Annotated in this window: 23 protein-coding genes; 6 read left to right on the top strand and 17 right to left on the bottom strand. The window is 71.5% G+C overall.

The features are described from left to right. Positions 1-346 precede the first annotated feature (346 nt). From DSY14_RS13630 to DSY14_RS13565, 14 genes are all read right to left on the bottom strand, one after another. Positions 347-955 carry a hypothetical protein gene (locus DSY14_RS13630; RefSeq protein ID WP_211716906.1) on the bottom strand — a complete coding sequence of 203 codons (609 nt, stop codon included), beginning with the start codon at positions 953-955 and terminating at the stop codon, positions 347-349. A gap of 160 nt (positions 956-1,115) precedes the next feature. Further along, entirely contained in the window at positions 1,116-1,484 is a 369-nt protein-coding gene (locus tag DSY14_RS13625) for a VOC family protein (protein ID WP_211716905.1), read from the bottom strand. Positions 1,485-1,551: 67 nt separating this feature from the next. Further along, a complete protein-coding gene (gene uvrA, locus DSY14_RS13620) occupies positions 1,552-4,386 on the bottom strand; it encodes an excinuclease ABC subunit UvrA (protein WP_211716904.1) in 2,835 nt (944 codons plus the stop codon). Positions 4,387-4,724: 338 nt separating this feature from the next. After that, positions 4,725-5,738 (bottom strand): TerC family protein, encoded by a 1,014-nt coding sequence (locus DSY14_RS13615; protein ID WP_211716903.1) that lies wholly within the window; start codon positions 5,736-5,738, stop codon positions 4,725-4,727. 361 nt (positions 5,739-6,099) lie between these two features. Next, complete coding sequence (locus DSY14_RS13610; RefSeq protein ID WP_211716902.1) at positions 6,100-7,182, bottom strand: glycosyltransferase family 4 protein; 1,083 nt, start codon at positions 7,180-7,182, stop codon at positions 6,100-6,102. Next, the gene (gene murJ, locus DSY14_RS13605) at positions 7,179-8,780 is read right to left on the bottom strand and encodes a murein biosynthesis integral membrane protein MurJ (RefSeq protein ID WP_211716901.1); all 1,602 of its coding nucleotides are present in this window, start codon (positions 8,778-8,780) and stop codon (positions 7,179-7,181) included. Before murJ ends, DSY14_RS13610 begins: the two co-directional genes overlap by 4 nt. Further along, positions 8,777-9,634 (bottom strand): hypothetical protein, encoded by an 858-nt coding sequence (locus DSY14_RS13600; protein WP_307851219.1) that lies wholly within the window; start codon positions 9,632-9,634, stop codon positions 8,777-8,779. Before DSY14_RS13600 ends, murJ begins: the two co-directional genes overlap by 4 nt. Before the next feature lie 5 nt (positions 9,635-9,639). Next, on the bottom strand, positions 9,640-10,722 hold the full coding sequence (locus DSY14_RS13595; protein ID WP_211716900.1) for a copper transporter: 1,083 nt from the start codon (positions 10,720-10,722) through the stop codon (positions 9,640-9,642). Then, positions 10,719-11,921 (bottom strand): putative cytokinetic ring protein SteA, encoded by a 1,203-nt coding sequence (gene steA / locus DSY14_RS13590; RefSeq protein ID WP_249187828.1) that lies wholly within the window; start codon positions 11,919-11,921, stop codon positions 10,719-10,721. The genes DSY14_RS13595 and steA overlap by 4 nt, the downstream gene beginning before the upstream one ends. 145 nt (positions 11,922-12,066) lie before the next feature. Further along, positions 12,067-13,779, bottom strand: a complete 1,713-nt coding sequence (recN, locus tag DSY14_RS13585) for a DNA repair protein RecN (protein WP_211716899.1) — start codon at positions 13,777-13,779, stop codon at positions 12,067-12,069. Between the two features lie 52 nt (positions 13,780-13,831). Then, entirely contained in the window at positions 13,832-14,758 is a 927-nt protein-coding gene (locus DSY14_RS13580) for an NAD kinase (protein ID WP_211716898.1), read from the bottom strand. Positions 14,759-14,867: 109 nt separating this feature from the next. Next, positions 14,868-15,668 carry a TlyA family RNA methyltransferase gene (locus DSY14_RS13575; RefSeq protein ID WP_211716897.1) on the bottom strand — a complete coding sequence of 267 codons (801 nt, stop codon included), beginning with the start codon at positions 15,666-15,668 and terminating at the stop codon, positions 14,868-14,870. A gap of 21 nt (positions 15,669-15,689) precedes the next feature. Then, entirely contained in the window at positions 15,690-15,869 is a 180-nt protein-coding gene (locus DSY14_RS13570) for a hypothetical protein (protein WP_211716896.1), read from the bottom strand. Positions 15,870-15,965: 96 nt separating this feature from the next. Next, positions 15,966-16,763 carry a membrane fusogenic activity family protein gene (locus DSY14_RS13565; protein ID WP_211716895.1) on the bottom strand — a complete coding sequence of 266 codons (798 nt, stop codon included), beginning with the start codon at positions 16,761-16,763 and terminating at the stop codon, positions 15,966-15,968. A 228-nt stretch (positions 16,764-16,991) separates the two neighbouring features. Here DSY14_RS13565 and DSY14_RS13560 point away from each other — a divergent pair, with 228 nt between their 5' ends. The 3 genes from DSY14_RS13560 to DSY14_RS13550 all read left to right on the top strand — a co-directional run bounded on the left by DSY14_RS13560 (position 16,992) and on the right by DSY14_RS13550 (position 19,875). After that, positions 16,992-17,342: an SCP2 sterol-binding domain-containing protein gene (locus tag DSY14_RS13560; RefSeq protein WP_211716894.1), complete on the top strand. Its 351-nt coding sequence runs from the start codon at positions 16,992-16,994 to the stop codon at positions 17,340-17,342. A gap of 55 nt (positions 17,343-17,397) precedes the next feature. Continuing rightward, complete coding sequence (locus DSY14_RS13555; RefSeq protein WP_211716893.1) at positions 17,398-18,669, top strand: DUF1015 domain-containing protein; 1,272 nt, start codon at positions 17,398-17,400, stop codon at positions 18,667-18,669. Positions 18,670-18,867: 198 nt separating this feature from the next. Further along, positions 18,868-19,875, top strand: coding sequence for an HAD-IIA family hydrolase (locus DSY14_RS13550; RefSeq protein WP_211716892.1), 1,008 nt, complete (start codon positions 18,868-18,870; stop codon positions 19,873-19,875). A gap of 38 nt (positions 19,876-19,913) precedes the next feature. Here the strand turns inward: DSY14_RS13550 and DSY14_RS28750 are convergent, their stop codons facing one another. After that, the gene (locus tag DSY14_RS28750) at positions 19,914-20,360 is read right to left on the bottom strand and encodes a single-stranded DNA-binding protein (RefSeq protein ID WP_307851218.1); all 447 of its coding nucleotides are present in this window, start codon (positions 20,358-20,360) and stop codon (positions 19,914-19,916) included. 484 nt (positions 20,361-20,844) lie between these two features. On the opposite strand from DSY14_RS28750, the gene DSY14_RS13540 reads away from it, so the two are divergent. Both DSY14_RS13540 and DSY14_RS13535 read left to right on the top strand, forming a co-directional pair. Next, positions 20,845-21,849, top strand: coding sequence for an MBL fold metallo-hydrolase (locus DSY14_RS13540; protein ID WP_211716890.1), 1,005 nt, complete (start codon positions 20,845-20,847; stop codon positions 21,847-21,849). Between the two features lie 66 nt (positions 21,850-21,915). Next, a complete protein-coding gene (locus DSY14_RS13535) occupies positions 21,916-22,842 on the top strand; it encodes a GNAT family N-acetyltransferase (RefSeq protein ID WP_211716889.1) in 927 nt (308 codons plus the stop codon). Positions 22,843-22,861: 19 nt separating this feature from the next. Here DSY14_RS13535 and DSY14_RS13530 read toward each other — a convergent pair whose 3' ends face one another. Together DSY14_RS13530 and DSY14_RS13525 are read right to left on the bottom strand one after the other, a co-directional pair. Continuing rightward, complete coding sequence (locus DSY14_RS13530) at positions 22,862-23,269, bottom strand: NUDIX domain-containing protein (RefSeq protein WP_211716935.1); 408 nt, start codon at positions 23,267-23,269, stop codon at positions 22,862-22,864. A 59-nt stretch (positions 23,270-23,328) separates the two neighbouring features. After that, the gene (locus DSY14_RS13525) at positions 23,329-24,093 is read right to left on the bottom strand and encodes a M48 family metallopeptidase (RefSeq protein WP_249187827.1); all 765 of its coding nucleotides are present in this window, start codon (positions 24,091-24,093) and stop codon (positions 23,329-23,331) included. Here DSY14_RS13525 and DSY14_RS13520 point away from each other — a divergent pair. Next, on the top strand, positions 24,037-24,825 hold the full coding sequence (locus DSY14_RS13520) for a hypothetical protein (RefSeq protein ID WP_211716888.1): 789 nt from the start codon (positions 24,037-24,039) through the stop codon (positions 24,823-24,825). The genes DSY14_RS13525 and DSY14_RS13520 overlap by 57 nt on opposite strands. Positions 24,826-25,350: the final 525 nt, after the last annotated feature.

Raw genomic sequence — 25,350 nt, 5'->3', positions numbered from 1 at the left:
CGCACCGCGTGCCGGAGCCGGGAGCACCCGGAAGGCGACGCACGCCTTCACGGGGCATCGACGGCGCGCGCGGATCGGCGCGGCGGACCCGCGGCACGGGGGCGCCATCGGTTCCGGCCGCGCACGGTCACCGACACCGGTGGCCTCGCCGGGGCCCGTGGAGCCACCGCACGCCCGGGCGCTCCCGCGGTGGGACCGACGCGACCGGCGACGACGGGGGCGCCCCCACCCCGGGGTCACGGTGGCGTTCCCGCGCACGCCGAAGGAGCACGTGCGGGGATGCATCACCACGCTCCGGCCCACCGCGACGCGTGTCGTGGTGGGCCGGAGCGGGGGTCACCGACCCCTATCGGGGGCCGTACGGGTCTCCGGTACCGGGCGCGGGGCCCTCGGGCGGGAAGGGCCGCTGGTGGCCCTCCACGGGCGGGTACGGCGGATACGGCTCCCGCCATCCGTACGGCGCGGGAGCAGGACCGGGCGGCCCCGGTACGTGCGCGGAACCCGGATACTCCGGCCCCGCGTCGATCCCGCCCTCGGGCCAGAAGACCGCGGTCGCCTCGGCCCCGAGGATCACCGCGTGGGAACGTCCGTACTGGACCACCCTGATCCGGACCCGACGGCCCGGTTGCAGGAAACCCTTCCAGGAGTAGGTGAAGTGCGCCCTGCCGTCGGCGTGCACGGGACTGTCGATCGGCCGTTCACGGGCCACGACCCAGTCGTCCTGGGCCTTGACGTACTCACTGGCCCGTAGCTGGACCTCGGCCCCGGGGTCGACCCCGTCGAGGACGATCCCCACGGACACGTCGTACACGGCTCCGTGCGGTTCGTCCTGACCGACCAGGGCGTAGAACCCGCCCTCGCGGCCCTCGTGATCGACGTCGAACCTGAGACTGCGCCACTCGCCGGGCGGAAGCTTCTGCGACCGGGTCTTGGTGAACTCGCGGTAAAGAGGCACACGGCCCTCTCTGACTCGTGAGCATGCGGGGGCGGAGCGGGCACGGTCCCGGGGACCGGCCGCCACACGCGGCTCGGGGGAAACGGTTCTCAGCGGGGTGAGAGGTATTCAACCGTCGATCGTCGCCCGAAGGAAGGGGTGCGCCCCCGAACCTCGGGGTTCAGGCGGTGAACTCCAGACAGAAGGGGTGTCCGGCGGGGTCGGCGTAGACCCGGTACAGGTTCGCCGGATCCTCCTCGACCCTGGCCAAGAGCCGGGCGCCCCACCGCAGGACCCGCGCCTCCGCGGCCTCGATGTCCTCGACCACGATCTCGAAGTGCAACTGCTGGGGGCGTTCGGGGTCCGGCCAGGCCGGGGACCGATAGGGGTCGACCCGCTGGAAGTCGATCCGGAGTCCACCCCGCTCCCCGATCTTCGCCCACGCGGAGCCGCGTTCGATCACCGGAAGCCCCAGGAGCCCGGCGTAGAAGTCGGCCAGGGAGGAGGGGTCGGGACAGTCGATGGTCACCGCGCGCAGTCGTCCGATCATGCCGCCCACGATGACCGAGCCCGCGCCCGATCGGTCGGGCGCGGGCTCGGTGAGGGCCGTCGGTGGTTCAGAGCATCTTGGCGAGGAACTGTCCGGTGTAGGACTCGGCGACCGCCGCGACCTCCTCGGGGGTGCCCTGGGCCACGACGCCACCGCCACCGGAACCGCCCTCGGGCCCCATGTCGATGACATGGTCGGCGGTCTTGATGACGTCGAGGTTGTGCTCGATGACGATCACCGTGTTGCCGCTCTGAGTGAGTCGGTCGAGCACCCCCAGCAGTTTGCGGATGTCCTCGAAGTGCAGACCGGTGGTGGGCTCGTCCAGCACGTAGACGGTACGTCCGGTGGAACGACGCTGCAGCTCGGCGGCGAGCTTGACCCGCTGGGCCTCGCCCCCCGAGAGCGTGGTGGCGGGTTGACCCAGCCGCACGTACCCGAGCCCGACGTCGGCCAGGGTCTGCAGGTGGCGGCGGATGGCGTTGACCGGCTCGAAGAACTCCAGCGCCTCGGAGATGGGCATGTCGAGCACCTCGGAGATGTTCTTGCCCTTGTACTTGACCTGCAGCGTCTCTCGGTTGTAACGGGCGCCGTGGCACACCTCGCAGGGGACGTACACGTCGGGCAGGAACTGCATCTCGATCCTCAGCGTGCCGTCACCGGAGCACGCCTCGCACCGGCCGCCCTTGACGTTGAAGGAGAACCGCCCCGGCTGGTATCCGCGCGTCTTGGCGTCGGTGGTCTGCGCGAAGAGCTTGCGCACGTGATCGAAGACGCCGGAGTAGGTGGCCGGGTTGGACCGCGGGGTCCGACCGATGGGGCTCTGATCGACGTGCACCACCTTGTCGACCTTGCCCATGCCGTTGACCCGCAGGTGCCGCCCGGGCACGTCGCGCGCACCGTTGAGCTCCTTGGCCAGCGCCTTGTACAGGATCTCGTTGACCAGCGTGGACTTGCCCGAACCGGACACACCGGTGATGGCGGTGAACACGCCCAGCGGGAAGGCGACGTCGATGCCGTGGAGGTTGTTCTCCCGGGCCCCGCGCACCACGAGCTCGTGCCCCCGGGTGAGGGGGCGGCGGCTCTCGGGCAGCGCGATGGAGCGCCGTCCGGCGAGGTAGTCGCCGGTGAGCGAGTCGGTGGAGGTGAACAGTTCGTCGACGATGCCGGAGACCACGACGTGGCCGCCGTGCTCACCGGCGCCGGGGCCGATGTCCACGATCCAGTCGGCGGCGCGGATGGTGTCCTCGTCGTGTTCGACCACGATGAGGGTGTTGCCGATGTCGCGCAGGCGCTGGAGGGTCTCCAGCAGGCGCGCGTTGTCCCGCTGGTGCAGACCGATGGAAGGCTCGTCCAGGACGTAGAGGACCCCCACCAGGCCGGAACCGATCTGGGTGGCCAGACGGATGCGCTGGGCCTCGCCGCCCGACAGCGACCCCGAGGAGCGGGCCAGGCTGAGGTAGTCCAGCCCCACGTCCAGCAGGAAGCCCAGACGGGCGTTGATCTCCTTGAGGACCTGGGCCGCGATGACCATGTCGCGGTCGGACAGCTTGAGGTCGGCCAGGAACGCGGCGCTCTCGCGCAGCGACATGGCGGCGACCTCGGCGATGGACCTACCGCCGATGGTCACCGCGAGCACCACCGGCTTGAGCCGGGTGCCCTCACAGGTGGGGCAGGGCACGGTGCGCATGTAGCCCTCGAGGCGTTCGCGCGTGTGATCGCTCTCCACCTCGGAGTGGCGGCGTCGCACCCACGGCACCACGCCCTCGAAGTCGGTGTAGTAGGAGCGGCTGCGCCCGTACCGGTTGCGGTAGCTGACGTGGACCTGGGTGGGGTGTCCTTCGAGGATCGCCTTACGGGCCTGTTTGGGCAGCCGCTCCCAGGCGGTGTCCAGGTCGAAACCGATCGCCTCGCCGAGCGCCTTGAGGATGCGTTCCCAGTAGCCGCCGTTGGGCCCCCCGGACCAGGGGGCGATGGCGCCCTCGGCCAGGGTCTTCTCGGGGTCGGGCACGAGCAGGTCGGCGTCGACCTCCATGCGGGTGCCCAGACCGGAACAGTCGGCGCAGGCGCCGTAGGGGGCGTTGAAGGAGAAGGAACGCGGTTCGAGCTGTTCGAAGGAGAGGTCGTCGTAGGGGCAGTAGAGGTGCTCGGAGAAGACCTTCTCGCGCTCGGGGTCCTCGGCGTCCAGGTCGACGAAGTCCAGGACGATGGTGCCCCCGGCCAGCTTCAGGGCCGTCTCGACCGAGTCGGTGAGCCGGCCCAGGGAGCTCGGCTTCACGCTGAGCCGGTCCACCACCACGGCGATGTCGTGCTTGTCGTAGCGGCCCAGTTTGGGCGCCTCGTCCAGACGGACCGCGTCGCCGTCGACCATGGCGCGGGTGTAGCCCTTGGACTGCAGGTCCTTGAAGAGCTCCACGTACTCGCCCTTGCGTCCGCGCACGACCGGGGCGAGCACCTGGAAGCGGGTGCCCTCGGTCATCTCCATGACCCGGTCCACGATCTGCTGGGGGCTCTGCCGGGCGATCTCGCGGTGGCACTCGGGACAGTGCGGCACCCCCACGCGCGCCCACAGCAGACGCAGGTAGTCGTAGACCTCGGTGATGGTGCCGACGGTGGAGCGCGGGTTGCGGCTGGTGGACTTCTGGTCGATGGAGACCGCGGGCGAGAGGCCCTCGATGAAGTCGACGTCGGGCTTGTCCATCTGACCGAGGAACTGCCGTGCGTACGCCGAGAGCGACTCGACGTAGCGTCGTTGCCCCTCGGCGAAGATCGTGTCGAAGGCGAGCGAGGACTTGCCCGACCCGGACAGACCCGTGAACACGATCATGGAGTCGCGGGGCAGGTCGAGGGAGACGTCCTTGAGGTTGTGCTCCCGTGCTCCACGGACCACCAGTTGTTCGACCATCGAGTGAGACATCCTTCGGCTGTGACGCACAGGACGTCGAACCACGTCGCATGACGTCGGCTGACCCGTGTGCGGCTTCGCGGTACGGCGGTCGCGGGCCCGTCCGGGCCGCGGCGGCCTCGGATCCGGGCCGCTTCGGAGGGATGAGGGGAGAGTGGCTCCTCCCCCGTCCACAAGACTAACGATCGCCCGTGACGGTTTCTTCCACCACGCAGAAGTGGTGGTGCCCCTGACGCCGGAGCGTCAAGGGCACCACCACTATAGACGAACAGCCGTTCGAAATCGCGGCGTTCTCTCGAACTTTCTCGGTCGCGGGGCCCTTCCCGCGGCCGGTCCGGTCAGGAGCGGTCGGCCGGGCGGTCCACCTCGACCTCGATCTGCTTGTCGGAGTCGGACCGGGACTTGATCAGGCTGCCCACGATGGTGATGGTCATGATGCCGAGGATCACGGTCAGCGAGGTGCCGATACCGACCTCGATGACGTGCACACCGTTCTCGTGCAGGGCGTGCAGGATCATCTTCACGCCGATGAAGACCATGATCGCCGACAGACCCCAGCTGATGTAGGCCAGGCGGTCCATCAGACCGGCCAGTAGGAAGTACAGCTGACGCAGGCCCATGAGGGCGAAGGCGTTGGCGGTGAAGACGATGTAGGCGTCCTGGGTCAGACCGAAGATCGCCGGGATGGAGTCGACGGCGAACACCAGGTCGATGACGCCGATGGCGACGATGACCAGCAGCATCGGGGTGACGTGGCGGCGACCGTCGAGCTTCACGGTGAGCTTGGCGCCGTGGTAGTCCTTCGTCACCGGCCAGAAGCGCTTGACCAGGCGGACCACCGGGGTCTGCGTGAAGTCCTTCTCCTCCTCGTCACCCTTGAGGTGATCCCGGATGATCTTGTAACCGGTGTAGATGAGGAAGACGCCGAAGAGGTAGAAGACCTCGCTCCAGGCGTTGATGACCTGCGCGCCCAGGACGATGAAGATGCCGCGCATGACGATGGCGATGACGATGCCGACCAGCAGGACCTCGTGCTGGTACTTCTTGGGGACCGCGAAACCCGTCATCAACAGATAGAAGACGAACAGGTTGTCGATGCTCAGGCTCTTCTCGGTGACGAACCCGGCGAAGTACTCGGCTCCCGAGGTCAGCCCGCCGAAGTACATGACACCGAAACCGAAGACCACGGCGATGCCGATATAGAAGACCGCCCACCAGGCGGCCTGCTTCATCCCGAATTCCTTGGGGCCCTTGGTCTTGCTCCACGGGTGGTCGACGATGATCAGATCCAGGGTCAGGATCAGGATCATGACCGCGATCGTGGCAGCCCAAATCCACAGGGGAACGTTCACGGACGGATTCTCCTCCGGTCGGTACGCGCGAGCGTTGTGCGCGCACGGTAATGAACCGGAGGTCTCTCCCGCCCGCACCCGAACGGTGCGGACCGACGGAACCGGGAATACGTCGTTGTACTCCGTGATGACGGCGCCGCCGCGACAGGGATACTCCCCTCACGTGGTGAAGCAGGCGCGTAAAGCGCACCCGAACAGAGTACGCGATACGAACCGATCCTCAGGATGCCATGAACCGTGTCCCCGGGGAAGTCACCGGGGCGGAGGTATCGCACAGACGTCGGGGACACATGCAACAGACCGCGGCGATATCCGTCGCCGATCCCGCCCCAACGGTCCGGGGGTTCCTCGCGGAGCGGGCTCACCATCGCGCCACCGCCTTGTAGACGGCGCACGCCGACTCCACCGCGTCCTCTTCGGTGGGCAGCGTCCGCGCCGCCGCGCGGGAACGTGCGCGCAGGTCCTCGGCCAGGGCCGGGTCGTCGAGCACCCGCCCGACCGCCGCGGCGAACGCGCGGGCGTCGCCCGGGGGCACCATCAGCACGGTGCCCGCGTACAGGTCGGGGATGCCGCCCACCCTGGTCGCCACCACCGGCAGCCCGGCGCGCAGGGCCTCCATGATCACCAGGGAGGGCCCCTCCCACAGGCTCGTGAGGCAGAACACGTCGGCGGCGGCCAGCAGGTCCGCCACGTCCGCGCGCCGCCCCAGCATGCGCACGTCCACGTCCATCCCGGCGGCCGCGTCGTGCAGTTCCCCCCACAACGGCCCGTCCCCGGCGATCGCCACCACCGGTTCGGGGACCCGGTCGGTGATCGCCGGCGCCGCCTCCAGGAGCACGTCCAGGCCCTTCTGCTCGGCGAGCCGCGCCACCGTGAGCAGCAGGGGGCGCTCCGGCAGCACCGCCAGGTCGCGGCGGGTCTCCTCCCGCCCCTTGAGCGGCCGTCCCGTCTCCGGGGCGGCCACCACCGCCCTGCGCGCGTCCTCGGCGCCGGCCGCGCGCAGGCGTTCCACCAGGTCACCGGAGACCCCGAGCACCGTGTCGGCGCGCAGCGCCACGATCTTCTCCAGTACCGGATAGGCCGCCGCCAGGGGACCGTCCACCGACGGCGGGGCGTTGTGGGCGGTCACCACCAGAGGCCGCACCCCGGCCAGCGCGCACAGGGCCCCGGCGCGCAACCCGTGCGCGTGCACCACGTCCGCGGCGCCCAACAGGGCGCGCAGTCGCAGCACCACCCGAGGGTCGGACCACGACGGTGCGGCGCCGATCCGTGCCGGTGCGAAACGCATCCCCGCCTCACCGAAGGCGAACTCCCGCTCGGCCTCGGGGGGCCCGACCACCACCACCCTGTGGCCGCGTCGGAGCAGCCCCTCCCCCAGCGACCGCACGTGGCGTCCCACCCCTCCGGTGCTGGTCCCGATCACCAAGGCGATCCTGCCGTTCACCGTGTCTCCTTCCTGCGTTCGAGTACGTCACGGGTCCGACCGAGGACCACGCGCACCGCCGTACGGTCCACCAGCGCGGCCACCGCACAGAAGACCACCAGGGCCGACATTCCGGAGGCCAGCGCCGCCCCCACCGCCGCCCCGACGCCGGTCGGTTCCAGCACGTGCGCCACGGCACGGCCGCCGAGGATCCCGGCGACCCCTCCGAGCAGCGCGGCCGTCAGGGAACGCGGAAGCCCGGCCAGGGCGTCCCGTCCGTGCACGCGCACCACACCCGCGCACAGCAGGAGCGCGCCCAGGGACAGTCCCACCGTGGTCCCCGCGCCGAGCCCCGCGATGGCCCACCCCGCGGGCGCCGCCCACACCAGGGCGCCCGCGCACGCCATGACGACCAGCCACCCCACGACCTGGGCGGTGGCCGCGAGCCGACCGTGGTGGGAGGCGTACAGTGCCCTGCTCAGCAGGGCCACCAGCGCGAAACCCACCACCCCCGGGGCGTAGGCGAGCAGGGCCCGTTCCAGGGGCGGGGGGTCGACCCGCGCGAAGACGAGCGCCACCGGGCCCGCGGCCGCCGCCAGACCGGTACCGACCGCGGCCGTGATCACCACGGTGGCCCTCGCCGCGGCCGCCGACAGTCGGGCGAAACCGTTCCGGTCGTCCTCGGCGTGCGCCACCGCCAACGCCGTGAAGGCGCTGGTGGCGATGGGCACCGCGATCACGCCGTAGGGCAGGGTGAACAGCGCCCACGCGTAGCTGTACAGCACGGCCGCGCCCGCGCCACCGCCCCAGTTGGCCAGGGCCACCGCGAGCAGCAGGGACACCTGCATGGCCACCAACGGCAGCAGGGACGCCAACGCCAGGGCGCGCACCCGCTCCCCCACGCCCGGGGGGAAGGTGAACCGGGGTCGGACGCGCAGGTCCAGGCCTCGGGCGGGCACCAGCGCGGTGACGAACAGCGCCACCACCCCGACCGTGGTCCCCAGGGACAGGGTGAGCTCCGCCGACAGGGGCAGGTCCGTCAACCCCTGCCGGTGGTCGGCGCCGAGAGGAACGAACGCCAGGTAGGCGGCGATCACCACGAGGCTGGAGACCAACGGGGCCAGTGCCGGCCCCAGGAAGCGCCGGTGCGCCTGCAGCACCCCGTAGAGCACGGCCGCCAACCCGTAGAAGACGATCTGGGGCGCGAACACCACCAGCATGCGGGCGGCCAAAGAGAGCAGCGCGGTGTGGTCGCACCCGGTGCCCGACCCCAGCATCAGCGCCATCGTCGGAACCGACGCCAGCGCCAACAGGGCGGCCAGCGGCAGCGACAGCACCAGTACCCAGGTGATGAGCGCCGAGGTGGTGTGCCGCACCTGCGCGCGATCGCCCCGGTCGACGGCGGCGGCCAGCACCGGCACCACCATGGCGGTCAGGGCGCCGCCGATGACGATCTCGAACAGGACCGCCGGCAGCTGGTTCGCGGTGACGTAGGCGGTGCCCAGGCAGGTGTCGCCGACCGTCTGGGAGAAGACGACCGTGCGGCCGAAGCCGGCCAACCGCGCCCCCACGGTGACCACGGCGATGAGCGCGGCCGCCGCGGCGACCCCCCGCGTCACGTCGGCACCGTGGACGCCCCCGGGGCGGTCTCCTCTGCCTCCGTCCGGCCCCAGTGGTCCAGGTGGCGCAGCACCGGCACCCGCTCGATCACCCGGGAGAAACTGGTGACCTCTCCGGCCAGGGTCAGACCGACCACAACGCCGAGCAGGGCGAGCCGCACGAGTCGGGGCGCACGGACCACCGCGGCCACGCCCAGGGCCGCGCCCAGGGCGTTGGCGCCGGCGTCACCGAGCATGCAGCGTTCGGCCAGCTCGTCGGGGAGCAGGGCGACCGAGGCGCCCACCACCGGTCCGACCAGCGGTGCGGCGGGGGTGGCCAGCGCGGGGGCGGCGGCCAGCAGTGCGAACTTCACGGCGCGTCCGGGGCGCAGATCGAGGAGGTTGACCAGGTTGGCTCCGGCGGCGATGAGGGCGCCATCGACCAGGGTGTCGCCCGGTCCGCGGCGGAGCAGGGAGGCGGCGGCCAGGCCGATGGCGCCGATCCCCACCATCTTGACGACACCGGTCGTGACCCGCCCCCGTGCCAGGGCCCCGAGGTGGCCGCGCAGACCTCGGGCCTCGGCCGACCCGACCAGGTCGTCGTAGGCGCCGAAGGCGGCGGCGCCGGCGGCGGCCAACGCGGAGGCCGCGCGCACCCTCGGGTGCACGCCCGGGGTGAGTGCCGCCGCGGCGCACACGCCCGAGGCCAGCGCGGGCCCCTCGTGGAGGGTTACGGTGCGGCCGCGGAAGTTCACGCGCTCCCACAGACCGTCGCGCCGCCGGGTCAGCCAACGGTAGGCCCCATGGGCGGCCAGTCCGCCCAGCGCGGCACCGGCCGCTCCGCGCACCGCCAGGGTCACCGCCGAGGCGGGCACGGGACTCACTCCCCGTTCCCGGAGCCGGCGCGTCGGGCCTCGTCACGGTCGTCGGAGGCGGCGTCGGCGTCGACCTCCGGGTCCTCCTCCGGGTCGATCCGGGGCTCGGGGAGCGGGTCCGGCAGGAAGCCCGACGTGCCCTCGCCGACGCCGTAGGCGCCGCGACCGCCCTCCAGGGACTCGGCCAGGGAGAGCATGACCACGACGTCGCCGGCGGGCCGGCCGGCCACGTCCACGGTGCTGAAGGCGGGTTCCTCGGCCAGGGCCCGGTGGAGCAGACCCCCCTCACGACCGGACTCGACGCCACCGGTCAGCACCGTGGCCTCCGCCTGTCGGCTCATCGCGCCGGTGAGTTCGTTCAGGGCCGTGGTGACGGTCTCGACGTCGCCCTCGATGGGCCCGTCGGGCGCGACCACGAGCAGGGCGTCGGCGGAGCCCGCGGGAGATCCGTGCAGGGTGATCAGGCCGCCCTCCGCGAAGGCGGCCAGGACGGCGCCCGCGTCGTGACCGCCGTCGGCGCCCTCGCCGTCCTCGGCCTCGTCCTCCCGGTCGGTGTCCTCCTCGTCCCGCGCGTCCTCGTCCTCCGGGATCTCGTCGGAGGCCAGCGCCCGGCCGAGTTCGGTCCCGGCCTTGGTGTAGGGACCTCCGGTGAGGTCACCCGGGGTGTCGGAGACCTGCAGAGCGAGCTCGTCGACGAAGGTGGAGCCGCCCGTGTCCAGGAACGCGTCCTCCACCGACACCTGACCGGCGATCCGCGCACCCGCGTCCTCGGCCCGCGTGCCCAGCGCACGCACCACGTCCTCGTCGGCGCCGGGCGCGGCCACCACGACCAGGTCCACGTCGTGCAGACGGTCGGTGAGCACGTCACCGGCCGACGCCTCCACCAGTTGGTCGGCGCCGTTGTTGAGCAGTTCGGCCTCGTCGCGTTCGACCCGCAGGTCCTCGCTCTGGCCGCGCAGGTCGGCGGTCTCGGACTGGAGCGTGTTGAGCAGCGGGTCCTGGAGCATGGTCGTGCCCAGGACGAGTCCGACCGTCAGGGCCAGGAACACCGCGACGATGGAGACCAGGTGGTAACGGAAGTCGATCACGTGAGCAGCCCCGTCAACGAGTAGACGAACGCGTCCCAACGCGCCGCCAGGAAGGTGAGGTAGACCTGGCCCGCCGGTGAGCAGTACGCGGCGACCACGATGGTGAGCAGGCACGCGGCCACCAGGGCCAAGAGTGCCCACGGCGAGATGCGCGAGCGGTACAGCCGACTCACCCCCTTGGCGTCGACGAGCTTGCCGCCCACGCGCAACCGGGTGAGAAAGGTGCTGGCCATCCCCGAACGTCCCTTGTCCAGGAACTCCTCCAGGGTGGCGTGGGTGCCCACGGCGACGATGAGCGCGGCCCCGGTACCGTCGGCCAGCATCATCGCGACGTCCTCGCTCGTGCCGGTGGCGGGGAAGACGACGGCGTCGTGGCCCAGGTCGCGCAGGCGCTGCAGGCCGGGGGCGCGCCCGTCCCGATAGGCGTGCACCACGAGCTCGGCACCGCCGGCCAGGGCACGGTCGGAGACCGAGTCGAAGTCGCCGACGATGATGTCGGGGCGGAATCCGGCCTCGATGACCGCGTCGGCGCCTCCGTCGACGGCGACGATGACGGGCCGGAACTCGCGGATGTAGGGGCGCAGCGCCGCGATGTCCTCGCGGTAGTGGTAGCCGCGCACCACGATGAGCACGTGGCGCCCCTCCATGCTGGTGCCGATGGCGGGGATGCCGATGCCGTCCAGCAACAGGTCGCGTTCGCGCTGCAGGTAGGCCATGGTGTTGGCGGCGAAGGCCTCCAGCTGGGTGGCCAGTCCGGCGCGGGCGTGTTCCATGGCGGCGTCGACGGACGCGCGGTCCTGGCGGACCCCGCGGGCCACCACCTCCTCACCCCGGTACAGGGTGTCGCCCTCCACCCGCAGCCGCTCACCCTCGCGCACCCGCGTGAACACCTCGGGGTCCACGTCGTCGATGAGGGGGATGCCCGCGCCCACGATGAGTTCGGGGCCCTGGTTGGGGTAGCGGCCACTGATGCCGGGGGCCACGTTGAGCACGGCGGACACACCACAACCCACGAGGGCCTCGGCGCTGACGCGGTCGAGGTCGACGTGGTCGATCACGGCGATGTCGCCGGGGCGCAGGCGTTTGGTCAGGTTCTTGGTACGACGGTCCGAACGGACGGGAGCGACCAGCCCGGCGGAGGATTCCGCCCCCGAGCGGCGGAATCGCAGTGTGGCTCTGAACGCATCCGATACCTTCATCGGTGGCATACTGTCAGACCTTGTTCACCCGGAGTCACAACAGTAGGCCGATCGGCGTTTTCGGGACAAAAGGTCGCCGGTGCCCGAATTCGGGCACCGGCGACGGGAAACGTCCAGGCGCGGAGGTCCGGCGAGAACCGACCGATCAGGCGGCCGGGTAGGCCCGCTCGGGATCGGCGTTGGTCAACAGCTCCTCGGCGTGCGCCCGACCCAGTTCCGAGTCCTCCAGGCCCGCGAGCATCCGCGACAGTTCGCGCACCCGCCCGTCCCGGTCCAGGCGCACCACGCCGCTCTCGGTCACCAGACCCTCCGTGGACTTCTCCACCACCAGGTGGGCGTCGGCGAACGCCGCGACCTGCGGAAGGTGCGTGACCACGATGACCTGTGCGCGCTGGGCCAGGCGTGCCAGTCGGCGGCCGATCTCCACGGCGGCCTTGCCGCCCACGCCCGCGTCCACCTCGTCGAACACGAACGTGGGCACCGGGTCGGCACCCGCGAAGACCACCTCGATGGCGAGCATGACCCGGGACAGCTCACCCCCGGAGGCGCCCTTGTTCAGGGCCAACGGCGGCGAACTCGGATGCGGGGCCAGCAACAGCTCCACCTCGTCGCGCCCGTGCGGGCCGAACTCCTCGCCCGTGGTGATGCGCACGCTCACCCGCGCGTGCGGCATCGCCAGCGCGGTCAGTTCCTCGGTGACCGCCACGCCGAACCGTTCGGCCGCCGCGCCACGGATCTCCGTGAGGCGGGTGGCCGCCTCGTCCAGCCGTGCCGCCAGCTCCTCGGCCTCGGTGCGCAGGGCGTCGATGCGTTCGTCGTCGCCCTCCAGGTCGGCCAGGCGTTTGGCCGCGTTCTCGGCCCAGGCCAACACCTCGTCGGTGGTCTCGCCGTACTTGCGGCTCAGCTGGGTCAGCAGGGCGCGACGCTCCTGCACCACGGCCAGCCGTGCGGGGTCGGCCTCCACCGACTCGGCGTAGGAGGCCAGTTCGGTGGCGGCGTCCGTGATGATGTAGGACGCCTCGTCCAGCCGGGCGCCGATCCCCGCCAGGTCGACGTCGTGCTCGCTCACCGAGGCGACCGACTGACGCGCGGCCGACAACAGGCCCACCACGTCGGCCTGCACGTCGGCGGCGGCGGGATCGCCGGTGAGCGCCTCGTGCGCGGTGGTGGAGGCCACCCGCAGACCGTCGGCGTGCGCCAGTCGCGTCTCCTCCGCCCACAGTTCGGCGTCCTCGCCCGGCAGCGGCTCGGCTGCGGCGATCTCCTCCACCCCGAACCGGAGCAGGTCGGCCTCCTGGGCGCGCTCGCGCGCCCGCTCCACCAACTCCTCCAGTTCCGCCGCGACCTCCCGGTGACGGCGATAGGCCGCCGAGTACCGCTTGATCGCCTTGGCCAGATCGTCGCCGGCGAAGCGGTCCAGTGAGGAACGCTGGCGGTCGGCGCGCAACAGGCGCTGCTGGTCGGACTGACCGTGCACCGCCACCAGGTCGTCGGCCAGGTACGCCAACAGGCTCACGGGCGCGGAACGACCCCCCAGGGTGGCGCGCGAACGCCCCTCCGCCGACACCGTCCGGTTGAGGATGAGGATGTCGTCGTCGATGTCACCACCGGCCTCGAAGACCCGGTCGGCCACCCGTCCGCCCTCGGGCACCGTCAACCGGCCCTCCACCACCGCGCGGTCGGCTCCCGGACGGACCCGCTGAGGATCGGCACGCCCGCCGAAGAGCAGGCCCAGGCCCGTGACGACCATGGTCTTACCCGCGCCGGTCTCACCGGTGACCACGGTCAGCCCCGGTGACAGCTCCAACACGGCGTCTTCGATGACACCGAGACCTTGGATGCGGACTTCTTCGAGCACCGAACCCTCTCCTGAATAGTTGTCGCCCTGTGCGTGTGCCGAGGCCGATCGTTCAGCGTTCGCGCCCGGCACGCCCCCGCCATCCGGTGACCGGCAGACCGAACTTGGCCACCAACCGGTCGGTGAACGGCGCGCGGTGCAGCCGGGCCAGACGAACCGGCGTATCGGCACGGGTGATCTCGATTCGTGCCCCCGCGGGCAATTCGACCATACGCCGTCCGTCGCACCAGAGCACGCCCGGTGTGGTGTCGGGCAGGACCTCCAACGCCACCGTCGCCTCCGGACCCACCACGAGCGGACGGGCGAACAGGGCGTGCGCGCTGATCGGCACGACCATCAACGCCTCCACGTCCGGCCACACCACCGGACCGCCCGCGGAGAAGGCATGAGCGGTTGATCCGGTGGGGGTCGCGCACACCACACCGTCACAGCCCCAGCTGGAGAGGGGACGCCCGTCCACCTCCAGGACCATCTCCAGCATCCGACGCGACTCGGCCTTCTCCAGGGTCGCCTCGTTGAGCGCCCAGGAGCGCACCGGGGGCGCACCGTCGCCGCGGCCTCCGTTGAAGACCGCCACGTCCAGCGTCATCCGTTCCTCGACGACGTACTCCCGCCGCACGACGCTGCGCACGGTGGCGCCCAGGTCCTCGCGTTCGGCCTCGGCGAGGAACCCGACGTGCCCGAGGTTGACGCCCAGCAACGGCGCCCCGGCGGGGCGGGCGATCTCGGCCGCCCGGAGCAGGGTGCCGTCGCCGCCCAGCACCATGATCAGTTCCACGCCCTCGGCGGCCCGGGCACCCTCCACCGGCTCCACCGGGGAGAGCTCACAGCCCACGGCCGCCAGGTCATCGATCTCGTTCTTGAGCATGCGCACGGTCAACCCGGCCCCGCTGAGCCGTTCGTGCACCAACCGGGCGCTGCGTACAGCCGCGGGTCGACCGGTGTGGGCCAGCAGGAGAACGCTGCGTCCGCTGGTCATCGCCGTCCCCTTACGTTCACTCCTCGACGGGAGTCTGGTGCCGACCGGATGCCTCGACCGGACCCGGCCGGGTCACGTTACCGGACACCTACGACCCCGGGCCACGCCCTCAGGCGGGCCCCTCCTCGATCGCCCGCTCCAGTCGGTCGGGGTCCAACGGGGCCGCACCGGACCGCATCCACAGGAAGTACTCGACGTTGCCGGAGGGTCCGGGCAGGGGGCTGGCCGTCACGTCGACCACCCCCAGGCCCAGGGTGAACGCGTGCGTGGCGACGTCGGTCACGGCCTCGGCCCGCAACGCCGGCTCGCGGACCACACCGCCCGCGCCCACCCGGGTCTTGCCGACCTCGAACTGGGGTTTGACCATCATCACGAAGTCCGCCGCCGGGTCCACGGAGCGGCGCAGGGGGTCCAGGACCAACGTCAGGGAGATGAACGACAGGTCGCCCACGACCAGGTCGGGGCGGGGTTCCTCGATCTGTTCGGGGGTGAGCTCACGGACGTTGACCCGCTCCATCACCGTGACCCGCTCATTGCTGCGCAGGACCCAGGCCAACTGGCCGTAGCCGACGTCGACCGCGGTGACGCGCGCGGCGCCCCGGCGCAGCAGCACGTCGGTGAACCCGCCGGTGGACGCTCCGGCGTCCAGGGCGCGCCGCCCCTCCACCGGGAGGTCGAAGGCGTCCAGGGCGCCGATGAGTTTGTGGGCTCCCCGGGAGACGTACGGCGGTTCCTCGGAGGGGGTGCGCACCACGATGGGTTGGTCGGTCCCGACCTGGGTGGCGGCCTTGGAGGCGAGCATCCCGGCCACCCGGACGAAACCGTTCTCGATGATCTCGGCCGCGTGACCGCGGGAGCGTGCGTGACCGCGGCGGACCAGTTCCGCGTCGAGCCGACTACGTTTTGCCATGGTCACCTAGGGTACCGGGAGCTATCGCCCGCTCTGGGACCCCTGTCCGAGAGCGCCCAGCACACCCGACAGTTCCTGCTGCAGGGTGTCGAAGACCGCCACGTGTTCGTGCGTGGGCAGGGAGTCCAGTCCGTCCAGCCGTTCCCTGGTCGCCCGCAGGGTCTGTTCGGCCAACGCCTGCGCCTGCTCGTCGCCGCCCATACGACCCCCGTCCGTCGTTTCCTGTCACCGGTCGGGGCGCGGAGGACCCCCGGTGTCGTGGTGCATCGACCCTATCCATCCCGGGTGCGCACCGGGTCACTTCTTGGTGCTCTTGCCCTTGGTGGTGCGTTTGGCGGCGGGGCGCGGGCGGGTGCTCTTGGCGGTGGACTTGGGGCCGGTCTTGGACTTGCTCCGGCTGGTGCTCCGCTCACCCCGGGCGGTCTCGGTCGAGGTGTCCTCGCCCTCGTCCTCGTCCGTGGTGTCGTCGGCCGTCCCGGTGTCCTCGACGGCCTCGGGGGCGATCTCGGTCTCCGTGGCGTCCTTCGCGGTGTCCTCGCGGTCCTCGGACTCCGGTGCGGCGCTCTCCTGCGGGGCGGGTTCGACCTCGGCCTCGGCCCGCGCCGACGCGGAGGTCGCCGGGGTCTGGGCCTTCACCGGCGCGGAATCCGTGTCTGTCTCCGCCGTGGGCTCCGCGTGTTCCGCCACGGCGGGCAGGGCCGAGGAGGCACCTCCGCGCGGGGCCAGCACACGCTCCACGGCGTGCCGGGCGGCCATCCGACGCTCCAGTTCCACGACGCGGCGCACCACCCGCTCGTACTCACCGCGCGGCACCATGTCCATCTGTTCCAGGGCGCGCCCCACCTCGGCGCGCACCAGGTCGGCGATGGCCGACCGGTTGGCCTGGCTGGTCTCGATCAGCTCACCGGCCAGCGCCTGGATGTTCTGCCCCACACGGGGCGGCGGACCCTGCGCGGCCTCCGTCGCGGGCACGACCGGAGCCTGGGCCCCGTCGGCCCGCAGCAACGCCTTGGCGGCGGCGACGGCCTCCTTGCGGGAAAGCTCGGTGAGGCCATTGGCGGCATCGAGGTAGGTGCGTACCGCGTCGACGACCATGATGACGTGCTCCTTGATGGGACCGCGGGAGGAAACGAACGAAATGAGGGCGCGGGTGAGGGAGGGGCCTCGTGCCGGGGGTCGACGCCAACGCTACCGCTCCCACGGCCCGTGTGACACGCGAACCGGCAACCCCCGCGACCGACACACCACCCGACTCGGGACGATCCCTGCCCAACCACCCGTGCCCTGACGTCGATCCCGAAGCGGATACGGCATCATGACCCCATGAGCAGCATCGACGCGTGCCTGCACGGCATCGCCCGGGCCAACGAGCGCATCCTCGACGAACCTCTGGACCGGCGGCGCGAACACATCCGCGAACGCACCGTCAGCGTGATCGTCCCGGACCTGGACACCGCCTTCGACATGCGCCTGACCGTCGACGGACTCACCGACGTCACCCACCGCGCCCTGTCCACGCCCGTCCCCACTTCCCAGGTCACGGTCACCGTCTCCAGCGATGACCTGGTCGCCCTGGCCGAGGATCGGCTCAACCCCGCCGTGGCCCTGTTCAGTCGTCGGGTGAAGGTCGACGCCACTCTCGGCGACCTGCTGCACATGCGCCGTCTGCTCTGACACCGCCCGCCGCGCGACGCCTCGACGGCCCCGTGCGGGACGGTACCTTTCTGGGATGCCTCGCCGACCTCTTGACCTGGCCCCCCTCCGCGGCCTGCGCTACGCCGCACCGGACGTCGACCGTTTTCTCGACGACGGGTTCGATCTCGCCCGACTCCTGGCCCCGCCCTACGACATCCCCGACGCGGAGGAGGCCCGAGAACTCCAGGCCTCGGACCCGCACAACGCGGCGAGGGTCACACTCCCCTTCGAACTGTCCCGACAGAACGCCGCCGCCCACCGCTACCACGGCGCCGCCGCCCTGCTCCGCAGCTGGATCGACGACGGGTACCTCGCCCAGGACCCCGAGCCAGCCCTGTACGTGTACGAGCAGGTCACTCCGGACGGCGTGCTCCAGCGCGGACTCATCGGCGCCCTCGCGCTCCCCGAGGACGGCGCGGACGCACCGGCGGTGCATCCGCACGAGGACGTGGCCGAACCCCCCGTGCGCGACCGCTTCCTGCTCATGGGCACGGCCCGCGCCAACCTCGAACCGATCTTCCTGGTGTACCGGGGCGCGGAAGGAGCCGCCTCCGCCGCCACCGAGGACGCCACCCGGGGCACACCCCTGATCTCCACCCGGACCGGAGACGGCGCACAGCACCGCCTGTGGGCCGTCACCGACCCGGCCGTGCACCGACGGATCGGCGACGATCTCGCCTCCCGTTCGGCCCTGATCGCCGACGGACACCACCGTTACGCGGCCTACCGCAGGCTGCGCGCCGAGCACACCGATCCGGGGTGGCGGTACGGGTTGGCGCTGCTCGTGGACAGCGACGCCCACCCACCGCGGCTCGGCGCCATCCACCGGGTCCTGCCCGGCCTGGACACCTTCCGGGCGCTGGCCGCCGCCCGCACCGTCGCCACGGTCGACCCCCTGCGCGACGCCGATCCCGCCCGCCTGGACACCGTGGTCTCCCCCGCCCTGCTGGTGGTCGCCGCCGACGGAAGCGCCCATCTGGTCCACGACTTCGACGAGCGGGCACTGACCCGGGCCATGCCGGACCGCTCGGCCGAGTGGCGGCACCTGGCCACCGCCGCCCTGCACGAGGTCCTCATGCCGCTGTGGGAGCACCCCGAGGAGCGTGTGCGCATGGTGCACGACGACGCGGCGGAGGCCGTGACCGCCGCCCGCGCCGAACAGGGCACCGCGGTCATCGTTCCACCACTGCACGTGGACCAGGTCTACGCCGTCGCCGACCGCGGCGAACTCACCCCCCGCAAGTCCACCTCGTTCGGCCCCAAACCCCGCACCGGTCTGGTCATGCGGGTCCTGGACGGTCCCTAGGGACACTGCGGAGGTGTGCGAGGTACGGGCACGGTCACCTCGCCGGCACGGACCCGGCGAGGGTCGAGCGCGGACGTACCGAGCCCGGACGCGGCCCGCCTGCGACGCAGCACACACCCCGCTGGGAAGACCCGCGGCGCGCGGCACCATAGCCTGGAGACGATCACCACCGCCCCACGGAAAGACGGACCGACCTCCATGTCCCTCCAGGCAGCCGACCGCCCGCTCAACGAGCTCCACGACGCGATGCTCCTGGACCTGGACGGTGTGGTCTACATCGGCGCCGAAGCCGTCTCCGCCGCCCCCGAGGCGATCGGCAAGGCCCGTGCCGCGGGCGCCCGGGTCGCCTTCGTCACCAACAACGCCGGACGCACCCCGGCCCGGATCGCCGAACACCTCACCCACATCGGTGTGCCCGCCGCCCCCGAGGACGTCGTCACCTCGGCCGAGGCCGCCGCCCGTCTGATCGCCGACCGGTTCCCCGCCGGGGCGGAGGTGCTGGTGGTCGGCGACACCGGCCTGCGTCAGGCCGTGCGCCGGATGGGGCTGCGACCCGTCACGGTCGCCGACGCGTCGACGGTGGCGGTGGTGCAGGGGTTCTCCCGTTCCCTCAACCGCGACCTCCTCGACCAGGGCGCCCTGGCGGTGGCGCGCGGTGCCTTCTACGTGGCCAGCAACGCCGACTCCACCGCCCCCGGTGAGTGGGGCATCACCCCCGCCAACGGCTCCTTCGTCCGGGTCATCGCGCACGCCACCGGCGTGGAACCGGTGATCGCCGGCAAGCCCATGCGCCCCCTGCACGAGGAGGGCATGCTCCGTACCGGAGCCACCGACCCCCTCATCGTCGGCGACCGACTGGACACCGACATCGAGGGGGCCACCACGCACGGCGCGGCCGGCCTGCTGGTGCTGTCCGGGGTGGTCACCCCGCGCGACCTGGTGGCCGCACCGCCCCACCAGCGCCCCCGCTACGTGTCCTGGGACGTCTCGGGCATGAACGAGACGCACCCCGGTCCGGAGCAGCGTGAGGGACGCATCGTGTGCGGTGGTCGCAGCGTCACCGCACACGCTGGTGCGGTGGAACTGTCGGGGGACGGCTCCCGGTTGGACGGTCTGCGCGCCCTGTGCGCAGCGGTCTGGGCCGACGCGTCCATCGACCCCGCCGGAGACTCGGTCACCGCCGCCCTGGAGACCCTGGGCTGGTAGAGCGGTCCCGGACCACCGGGACCGCGGCGCGGAACGCCTCACCGTTCGGCCTCGGGCACGGGGGCGACGGTGACGACCTCCACCTCCAGGACACTGCGCACCCCATGCCGTCCGGGCCAGATCCGGCGACGCAGCGCCCCCGTGACGCGGAGCACCTCCCCGACCCGGCGGTCGCCGATCCATTCGATGATCGCCTCGTCGAAGGAGAACAGGGTCAGTGAGTCCATCCGCGCCCCGCGGCGGCGTGGGTCCGTGGGCCTTGCCACCCCGATCCGCCAGGTGACCAGGCGGTCGCCGCTGGGCAGTTCCCGCAGCGTGGGCGCGGCGGTGATCCGACCGATGACCAGGACCTGGTTGAGGTGCCCCCGGTCCCGGTCCGGTTCCCGGTCCACCGTCGAGCCGTTGGTACCGGGCCGCGCGGTGGCCTCGGCCGGCTCGGCACCGGCCGTGGGGGCGGGCTCCGCGTGCGACGCCGTCGTGGGCACGTCCGTGGCACCGGTAGCCGTCCGCGAGCAGGGATCCGGTCGCGCCGTCGGGCCCGCCTGCGGAGGTGGTCCCATCGTGGCGGTCCGCCCGCCGGAACGCTCCGTCCCTCGGGCAGGCGTGGCGGGACTCGTGGAAGCGGAGTCTCGGACACGGGTGCCCTGGAACCCGGAGGCCGCCCCTCGGGCGGGGCCGCCCCGGGCACCGGGCAACGACGGTTCCGTGGTGAGAAGGGACGCGAACGCGGGCAGGGGCGGAAGGACGAAGGGGTGTCGGATGTGCACGAGGGACCTTCCCGGTTGTCGAGGGTGACCTGGTGCGCGCGCTGGTACCAGGATCCCCGGCGGGAGGGGCGGGGAACAGGGGGTGCGAAAATCTGTGGACGACCAGGTGACCCCCGCCACGCAGCGGTGAGGTCCTTGCCCTAGAGTCGGGTTCGGTCCGGTCGAGGACCGCACGACGTTCGCAGAAGAGGGGTGCCCGGACGTGCACAAGGACGTGAACGCCGACGACCTGCCCGAGGGGATCACCCCGTTGGGCGACGAGATCTACGCCATCGACACGATGTTGGCCGGGTACCCGGGTGTGGTGTCCGCCTACCTCATTCGCACCGAGCGGCCGTGCATCGTGGAGGTCGGCACCGCTGCCTCGGCACCGGTCCTGCGCGACGCCGTCATCCGGCTCGGTCTGGCCCCGGAGGACCTGGCCACCATCGTGGTCACCCACATCCACCTGGACCACGCCGGCGGAACCGGTGACATGGCGGCGCTCTTCCCCAACGCCGAGATCGTGGTGCACGAGCGCGGAGCCCGTCACCTGGCCGACCCGAGCCGGCTCATGGCCAGCGCGAAGATGGTCTGGGGCGACCGGTTGGAGACCCTCTTCGGGCACATGCGCCCCACGGACGCCGCCCGGATCCGCTCGGTCGCCGAGACCGGGGACATCGACCTCGGTGCCGGACGGGGGTTGGTGTCGCACTACGCGCCCGGCCACGCCAAGCACCACATGGGGCTGGTCGACACCGTCACCGGTGACCTGTACGTCGGCGACGCGCTCGGCGTGTACAACCCGCTCACCGGCGACCTGCGGCCGGCCACTCCGCCGCCCGACTTCGACATGGACGCCTGCCTGCGCACCCTCCGACTGTTCGGGGACGTCGGCGCCCAGCGCCTGATGTTCTCCCACTTCGGCGCGGTCGACGGTGTCGGCGAGAAGCTGGACCGGGCCGAGCGGGAACTGCACCTGTGGGTGGAGACCGTGCGTGCCTCCCAGGACTCGGGCGGGGACCTGGACCACGCCATCGCGATGGTGCGGGACAAGGTGATCTCCCGTTACAAGCCGCTCCCGCCGGACGCCTCACCGGACGCCGCGGCCGTGCTCGACATCCTCAGCGGCGCCGAGGCCAACGTCGGGGGGATCGTGCACTGGCTCGACCGACTCGAACAGGAACAGGCCGAGGCCGCGCAGAAGGCGGCGGAGGAACGCGCCTGACCGCACGGGTGGGCCGGGTCGAAAACCGATGGCCGCCTCGCTCCGCCGTCACCTAGGGTTCCCGGCATGACGACCGACATCCGTCCGCTGCGGCGCGCGGACATCCCCCAGGCCTTCCGCCTCCTTCGGGCCTCCCACCCCTGCAGGGTGCTCACCGAGGCCCTCATACTGGAAAGCTTCGACCACCCCCTGACCTTCTACCGGGACCGTCGCTTCGTGGCGGTGGAGGGCGACGAGGTCGTGGGATACGTCCTGGCCCGTCTGCACGACGACGACAGGGGCCTCGCCCACGGACGCACGTTCCTGATGGCCGTGGCCCCGAGCCACCTCGACGGCGCCCTGCACGCTCGTCTGCTCACGACCGCCGAGCGACACCTGGTCGCCCACGGCGCCACCACTCTGAGGGCCGAGGCGGCGCAGGAATCCGTCCAGGTCGGTGGGGAACGCCTCCGCGAAGTCCTCGCCGATCACGGCTACGCACGCACCGAGAGCGCTCGGATCCTCGGTCTGGACCTGAGCTCGCCGCCCGAACCACCGGCGGCCCCGGAGGGAAGCACGCTGCGGACCTTCGCCGAGTTCGACGATCCCCGACCGATCTACGAGATCGATCGGATCACCAGTGAGGACGAACCGGGCGAGGACGAGGGGGCCTTCCCCACCTACACCGAGTGGCACGAGACCCTGTGGAACCACCCGCTGACCGACAAGGACCTCAGCCTGGTGCTGTTGGTGGACGGGGTCCCCCGCACGATCTCCTGCTACCGGTCCGATGGTGCCGACCGTATGGAGTCGGGGATGACCGGCACCCTGCCGGGAGACCGAAGCCGGGGGTTCGCCGCCCACACCAAGGCCCACGCCCTCCGGCGCGCCTGGGAGAAGGGCATCCGGCACGCCTTCACCGGCAACCACGCGGGCAACGGGCCCATGCTCGCCATCAACGAGCGGCTCGGATACACCCTGGTCGGTACCGAGGAGACCCACCTCAAGCGCTGAGACGGACGCGTCTGCCGGGTCAGCTCTCGCGCGCCCCGGGCAGTGCGAGCTCACGCAGGAGGTGGGCGTACAGACCGTCCGCCCAGGACAGCTCGCTCTCCGGCGGCAGCCGGTCGAAGGCCCGCACCTCGACCGTCTCGAAACGACCGGTCAACGGCCGCAGGTCGTGCACCCGAGCCTGGGTGACGACCGTCGTGTGCCCCGTGGCCAGGACGTAGTAGCCCACCGCACGGACCTCACCGAGGGTGGCACCGGCCTCCTCCCGACATTCACGGCGGGCCGTGCCCTGGATGTCCTCGCCGGGTTCCCTGTGCCCTCCCGGGAACTCCCAGGCCCGGTCACGATGGCGGACCATCAAGGGACGCTCCTCCAGGAAGGTCAGGCACACGACCGAGTCGTGGTCGAGTGGAAGTTCCCCCAGACGCACGATCGCGCCGCCGAGTGGCACGGGGCCACCCGACGACGCGTCACCGTGTGCGGAGAAGGTCAGTCCCGACCCCGCCGTTCCCGGGGCTGCTCCGTCGACTCTGCGGCATCGTCGGCCTCCTCCTCGACGTCGGTCCAGACGATGCCGTCCTCGACGTCGATGTCGACCAGTTCCACACCCTCGAGGGCGGCCAACCGCTCGTCGGCGTCGGTCACGCCTTCGCGGTCCACCGCCGAGGCCCGGGCGAAGTATTCGCGGGCGTCCTCGGTGCGCTCCAGCTCCTCCAGGACGTCGGCGTAGGCGTAGAACAACCGGGCCACGTAGGGGCGGGCACGGCGTTCCTTGAGCTCCGGCACCTGGAGCTCGGCCAAGGCCGCCTTGACGTCGCCCATGTCCCGTCGGGCACCGGCGGCGACGATGCGCAGCTCGATGCGGTCGTCGGCGTCCAGCTCCTTGCCGGACGGGTCGTTGGTGATCTCCAGGGCGCGCTCGGGCCGCCCCAGACCACGCTCGCAGTCGGCCATGATGGCGAGGAAGTTGTCCCGACCGCTCATCCGACGTGCGGCACGGAGGTCCGAGAGGGCCTCCTGCCACTTGCCGACCGTGTAGGCCGCGATACCGGACGCCTCACGGACGGTGGCCAGGCGGGAGGCCTTACGGCGCGCGTAGACGGCGTGCTTGTAGGCCCGCTCGGGGTCCTCGTCGACCAACAGGCCGGCGGCGACGATGTGCTTGCCGACCAGCTCCGCCAGGGACTTGGGCAACGAGTGGAGGTCGCGCTTGGTCTCGGCGTCGATCTGGTCGAAGGTCGCCTCCTCCGGCAACGACGGAGCGGCGTCCGCCGGGTCCCGGTCCTCGCGAGGCGGACGGCGGTCGTCACGTCGGAAGTCCCGACCACCACCACGACGGTCGTCGCGACGGCCGTGACCACCACGGTCATCCCGACGGTCACCACCACGGGGGCCGCCACGCCGGTCGCCACCGCGGTCGTCGCGCCGGTCGTCGCGGCGGAAGTCCCGACCACCGTCACGACGGTCGCCACCGCGGTCGTCACGTCGGTCGCGGTCACCGCGGTAGCCCCCACGGTCACCGCCCCGGTCATCCCGGCGATCCCGGTCACCACGGAACCCGCCACGGTCATCGCGTCGGTCGCGGTCTCCCCGGTAGCCGCCACGGTCGTCACGTCGGAAGTCCCGACCACCGTCACGACGGTCACCGCCGCGGTCGTCACGTCGGTCGCGGTCACCGCGGTAGCCCCCACGGTCACCGCCGCGGTCGTCGCGGCGATCTCGATCGCCACGGAATCCGCCACGTCGGCCGTCGTCGCCGCGGTGGCCACGTCGATCATCGTGGCCTCGGTCATCCCGGGAGCCCCTGTAGCCGGACCGGGAGCGGGAGTCGTCACCGCGTCCACGTCCACCAGGCTCGCCGGAGCGGTTACCGCTGTGGTCGTTAGCTCCGGAGTCCTCGCGGTCTCCCGATCGGCTGTCCTCAGTCATCCAACCCGTCCGTCAACACTCAAAAGCGCTGCCACCTCGACCAGTAGCAGCGCGTAGTAGTACTCGTGCCTTCCAGCTTACGACATGGGACGAACCCGGATCACCAAACTCGAATCCCATCACCGTGCGCTTGTGCACAGCCGAAGCGAGCAGGTTATTCACAGGCCCCCACCACTCGATGGCCTTGAAGCCACGATCGTGGTCCCATCGAGGTCGGGGGCGTCTCGGCTCTCACCCGCACCACCATGCCCGGAAACGACCCACACCCTCTAGGGCGCGGACCCCGACCGTGCTTCGCCCGCACATCGTCCCACCGCCACAGCGACGAAGAGAGTCACGTGCGAGCGCCGCAGGAGAAGCAGGTCGCAACTGTCGAGAAGACCCCGTCGGAATGGGGCAGGCACTGTCTCCCACCAGGCGGGGTCCTCCGCCCCCTGAACCGGGGTCATGGCTCATCCCCCACACCGACCCCCGCCCTCGGGTTCCGGGCACAAAAAAAAAGGGGGGCCCCAACAGGACCCCCCCTTTTCCAAAAAAAACCGTGGCAGCGACCTACTCTCCCACCCCACCACAGGGCAGTAC

This window comes from Nocardiopsis sp. MG754419, assembly GCF_018207095.1.
In the GTDB taxonomy this organism is placed as follows: Bacteria; Actinomycetota; Actinomycetes; order Streptosporangiales; family Streptosporangiaceae; genus Nocardiopsis.
This window is presented reverse-complemented; position numbering and strand designations above follow the sequence as displayed.

Coding starts and splice junctions, on each gene's coding strand:
- DSY14_RS13625 (WP_211716905.1), bottom strand. CDS start 1,484: ATGATCGGACGACTGCGCGCGGTGACCATCGACTGTCCCGACCCCTCC.
- DSY14_RS13565 (WP_211716895.1), bottom strand. CDS start 16,763: ATGGTCGTCGACGCGGTACGCACCTACCTCGATGCCGCCAATGGCCTC.
- DSY14_RS13535 (WP_211716889.1), top strand. CDS start 21,916: ATGACGACCGACATCCGTCCGCTGCGGCGCGCGGACATCCCCCAGGCC.
- DSY14_RS13560 (WP_211716894.1), top strand. CDS start 16,992: ATGAGCAGCATCGACGCGTGCCTGCACGGCATCGCCCGGGCCAACGAG.
- uvrA (WP_211716904.1), bottom strand. CDS start 4,386: ATGGTCGAACAACTGGTGGTCCGTGGAGCACGGGAGCACAACCTCAAG.
- DSY14_RS13550 (WP_211716892.1), top strand. CDS start 18,868: ATGTCCCTCCAGGCAGCCGACCGCCCGCTCAACGAGCTCCACGACGCG.
- steA (WP_249187828.1), bottom strand. CDS start 11,921: ATGAAGGTATCGGATGCGTTCAGAGCCACACTGCGATTCCGCCGCTCG.
- DSY14_RS13555 (WP_211716893.1), top strand. CDS start 17,398: ATGCCTCGCCGACCTCTTGACCTGGCCCCCCTCCGCGGCCTGCGCTAC.
- DSY14_RS13570 (WP_211716896.1), bottom strand. CDS start 15,869: ATGGGCGGCGACGAGCAGGCGCAGGCGTTGGCCGAACAGACCCTGCGG.
- DSY14_RS13575 (WP_211716897.1), bottom strand. CDS start 15,668: ATGGCAAAACGTAGTCGGCTCGACGCGGAACTGGTCCGCCGCGGTCAC.
- DSY14_RS13580 (WP_211716898.1), bottom strand. CDS start 14,758: ATGACCAGCGGACGCAGCGTTCTCCTGCTGGCCCACACCGGTCGACCC.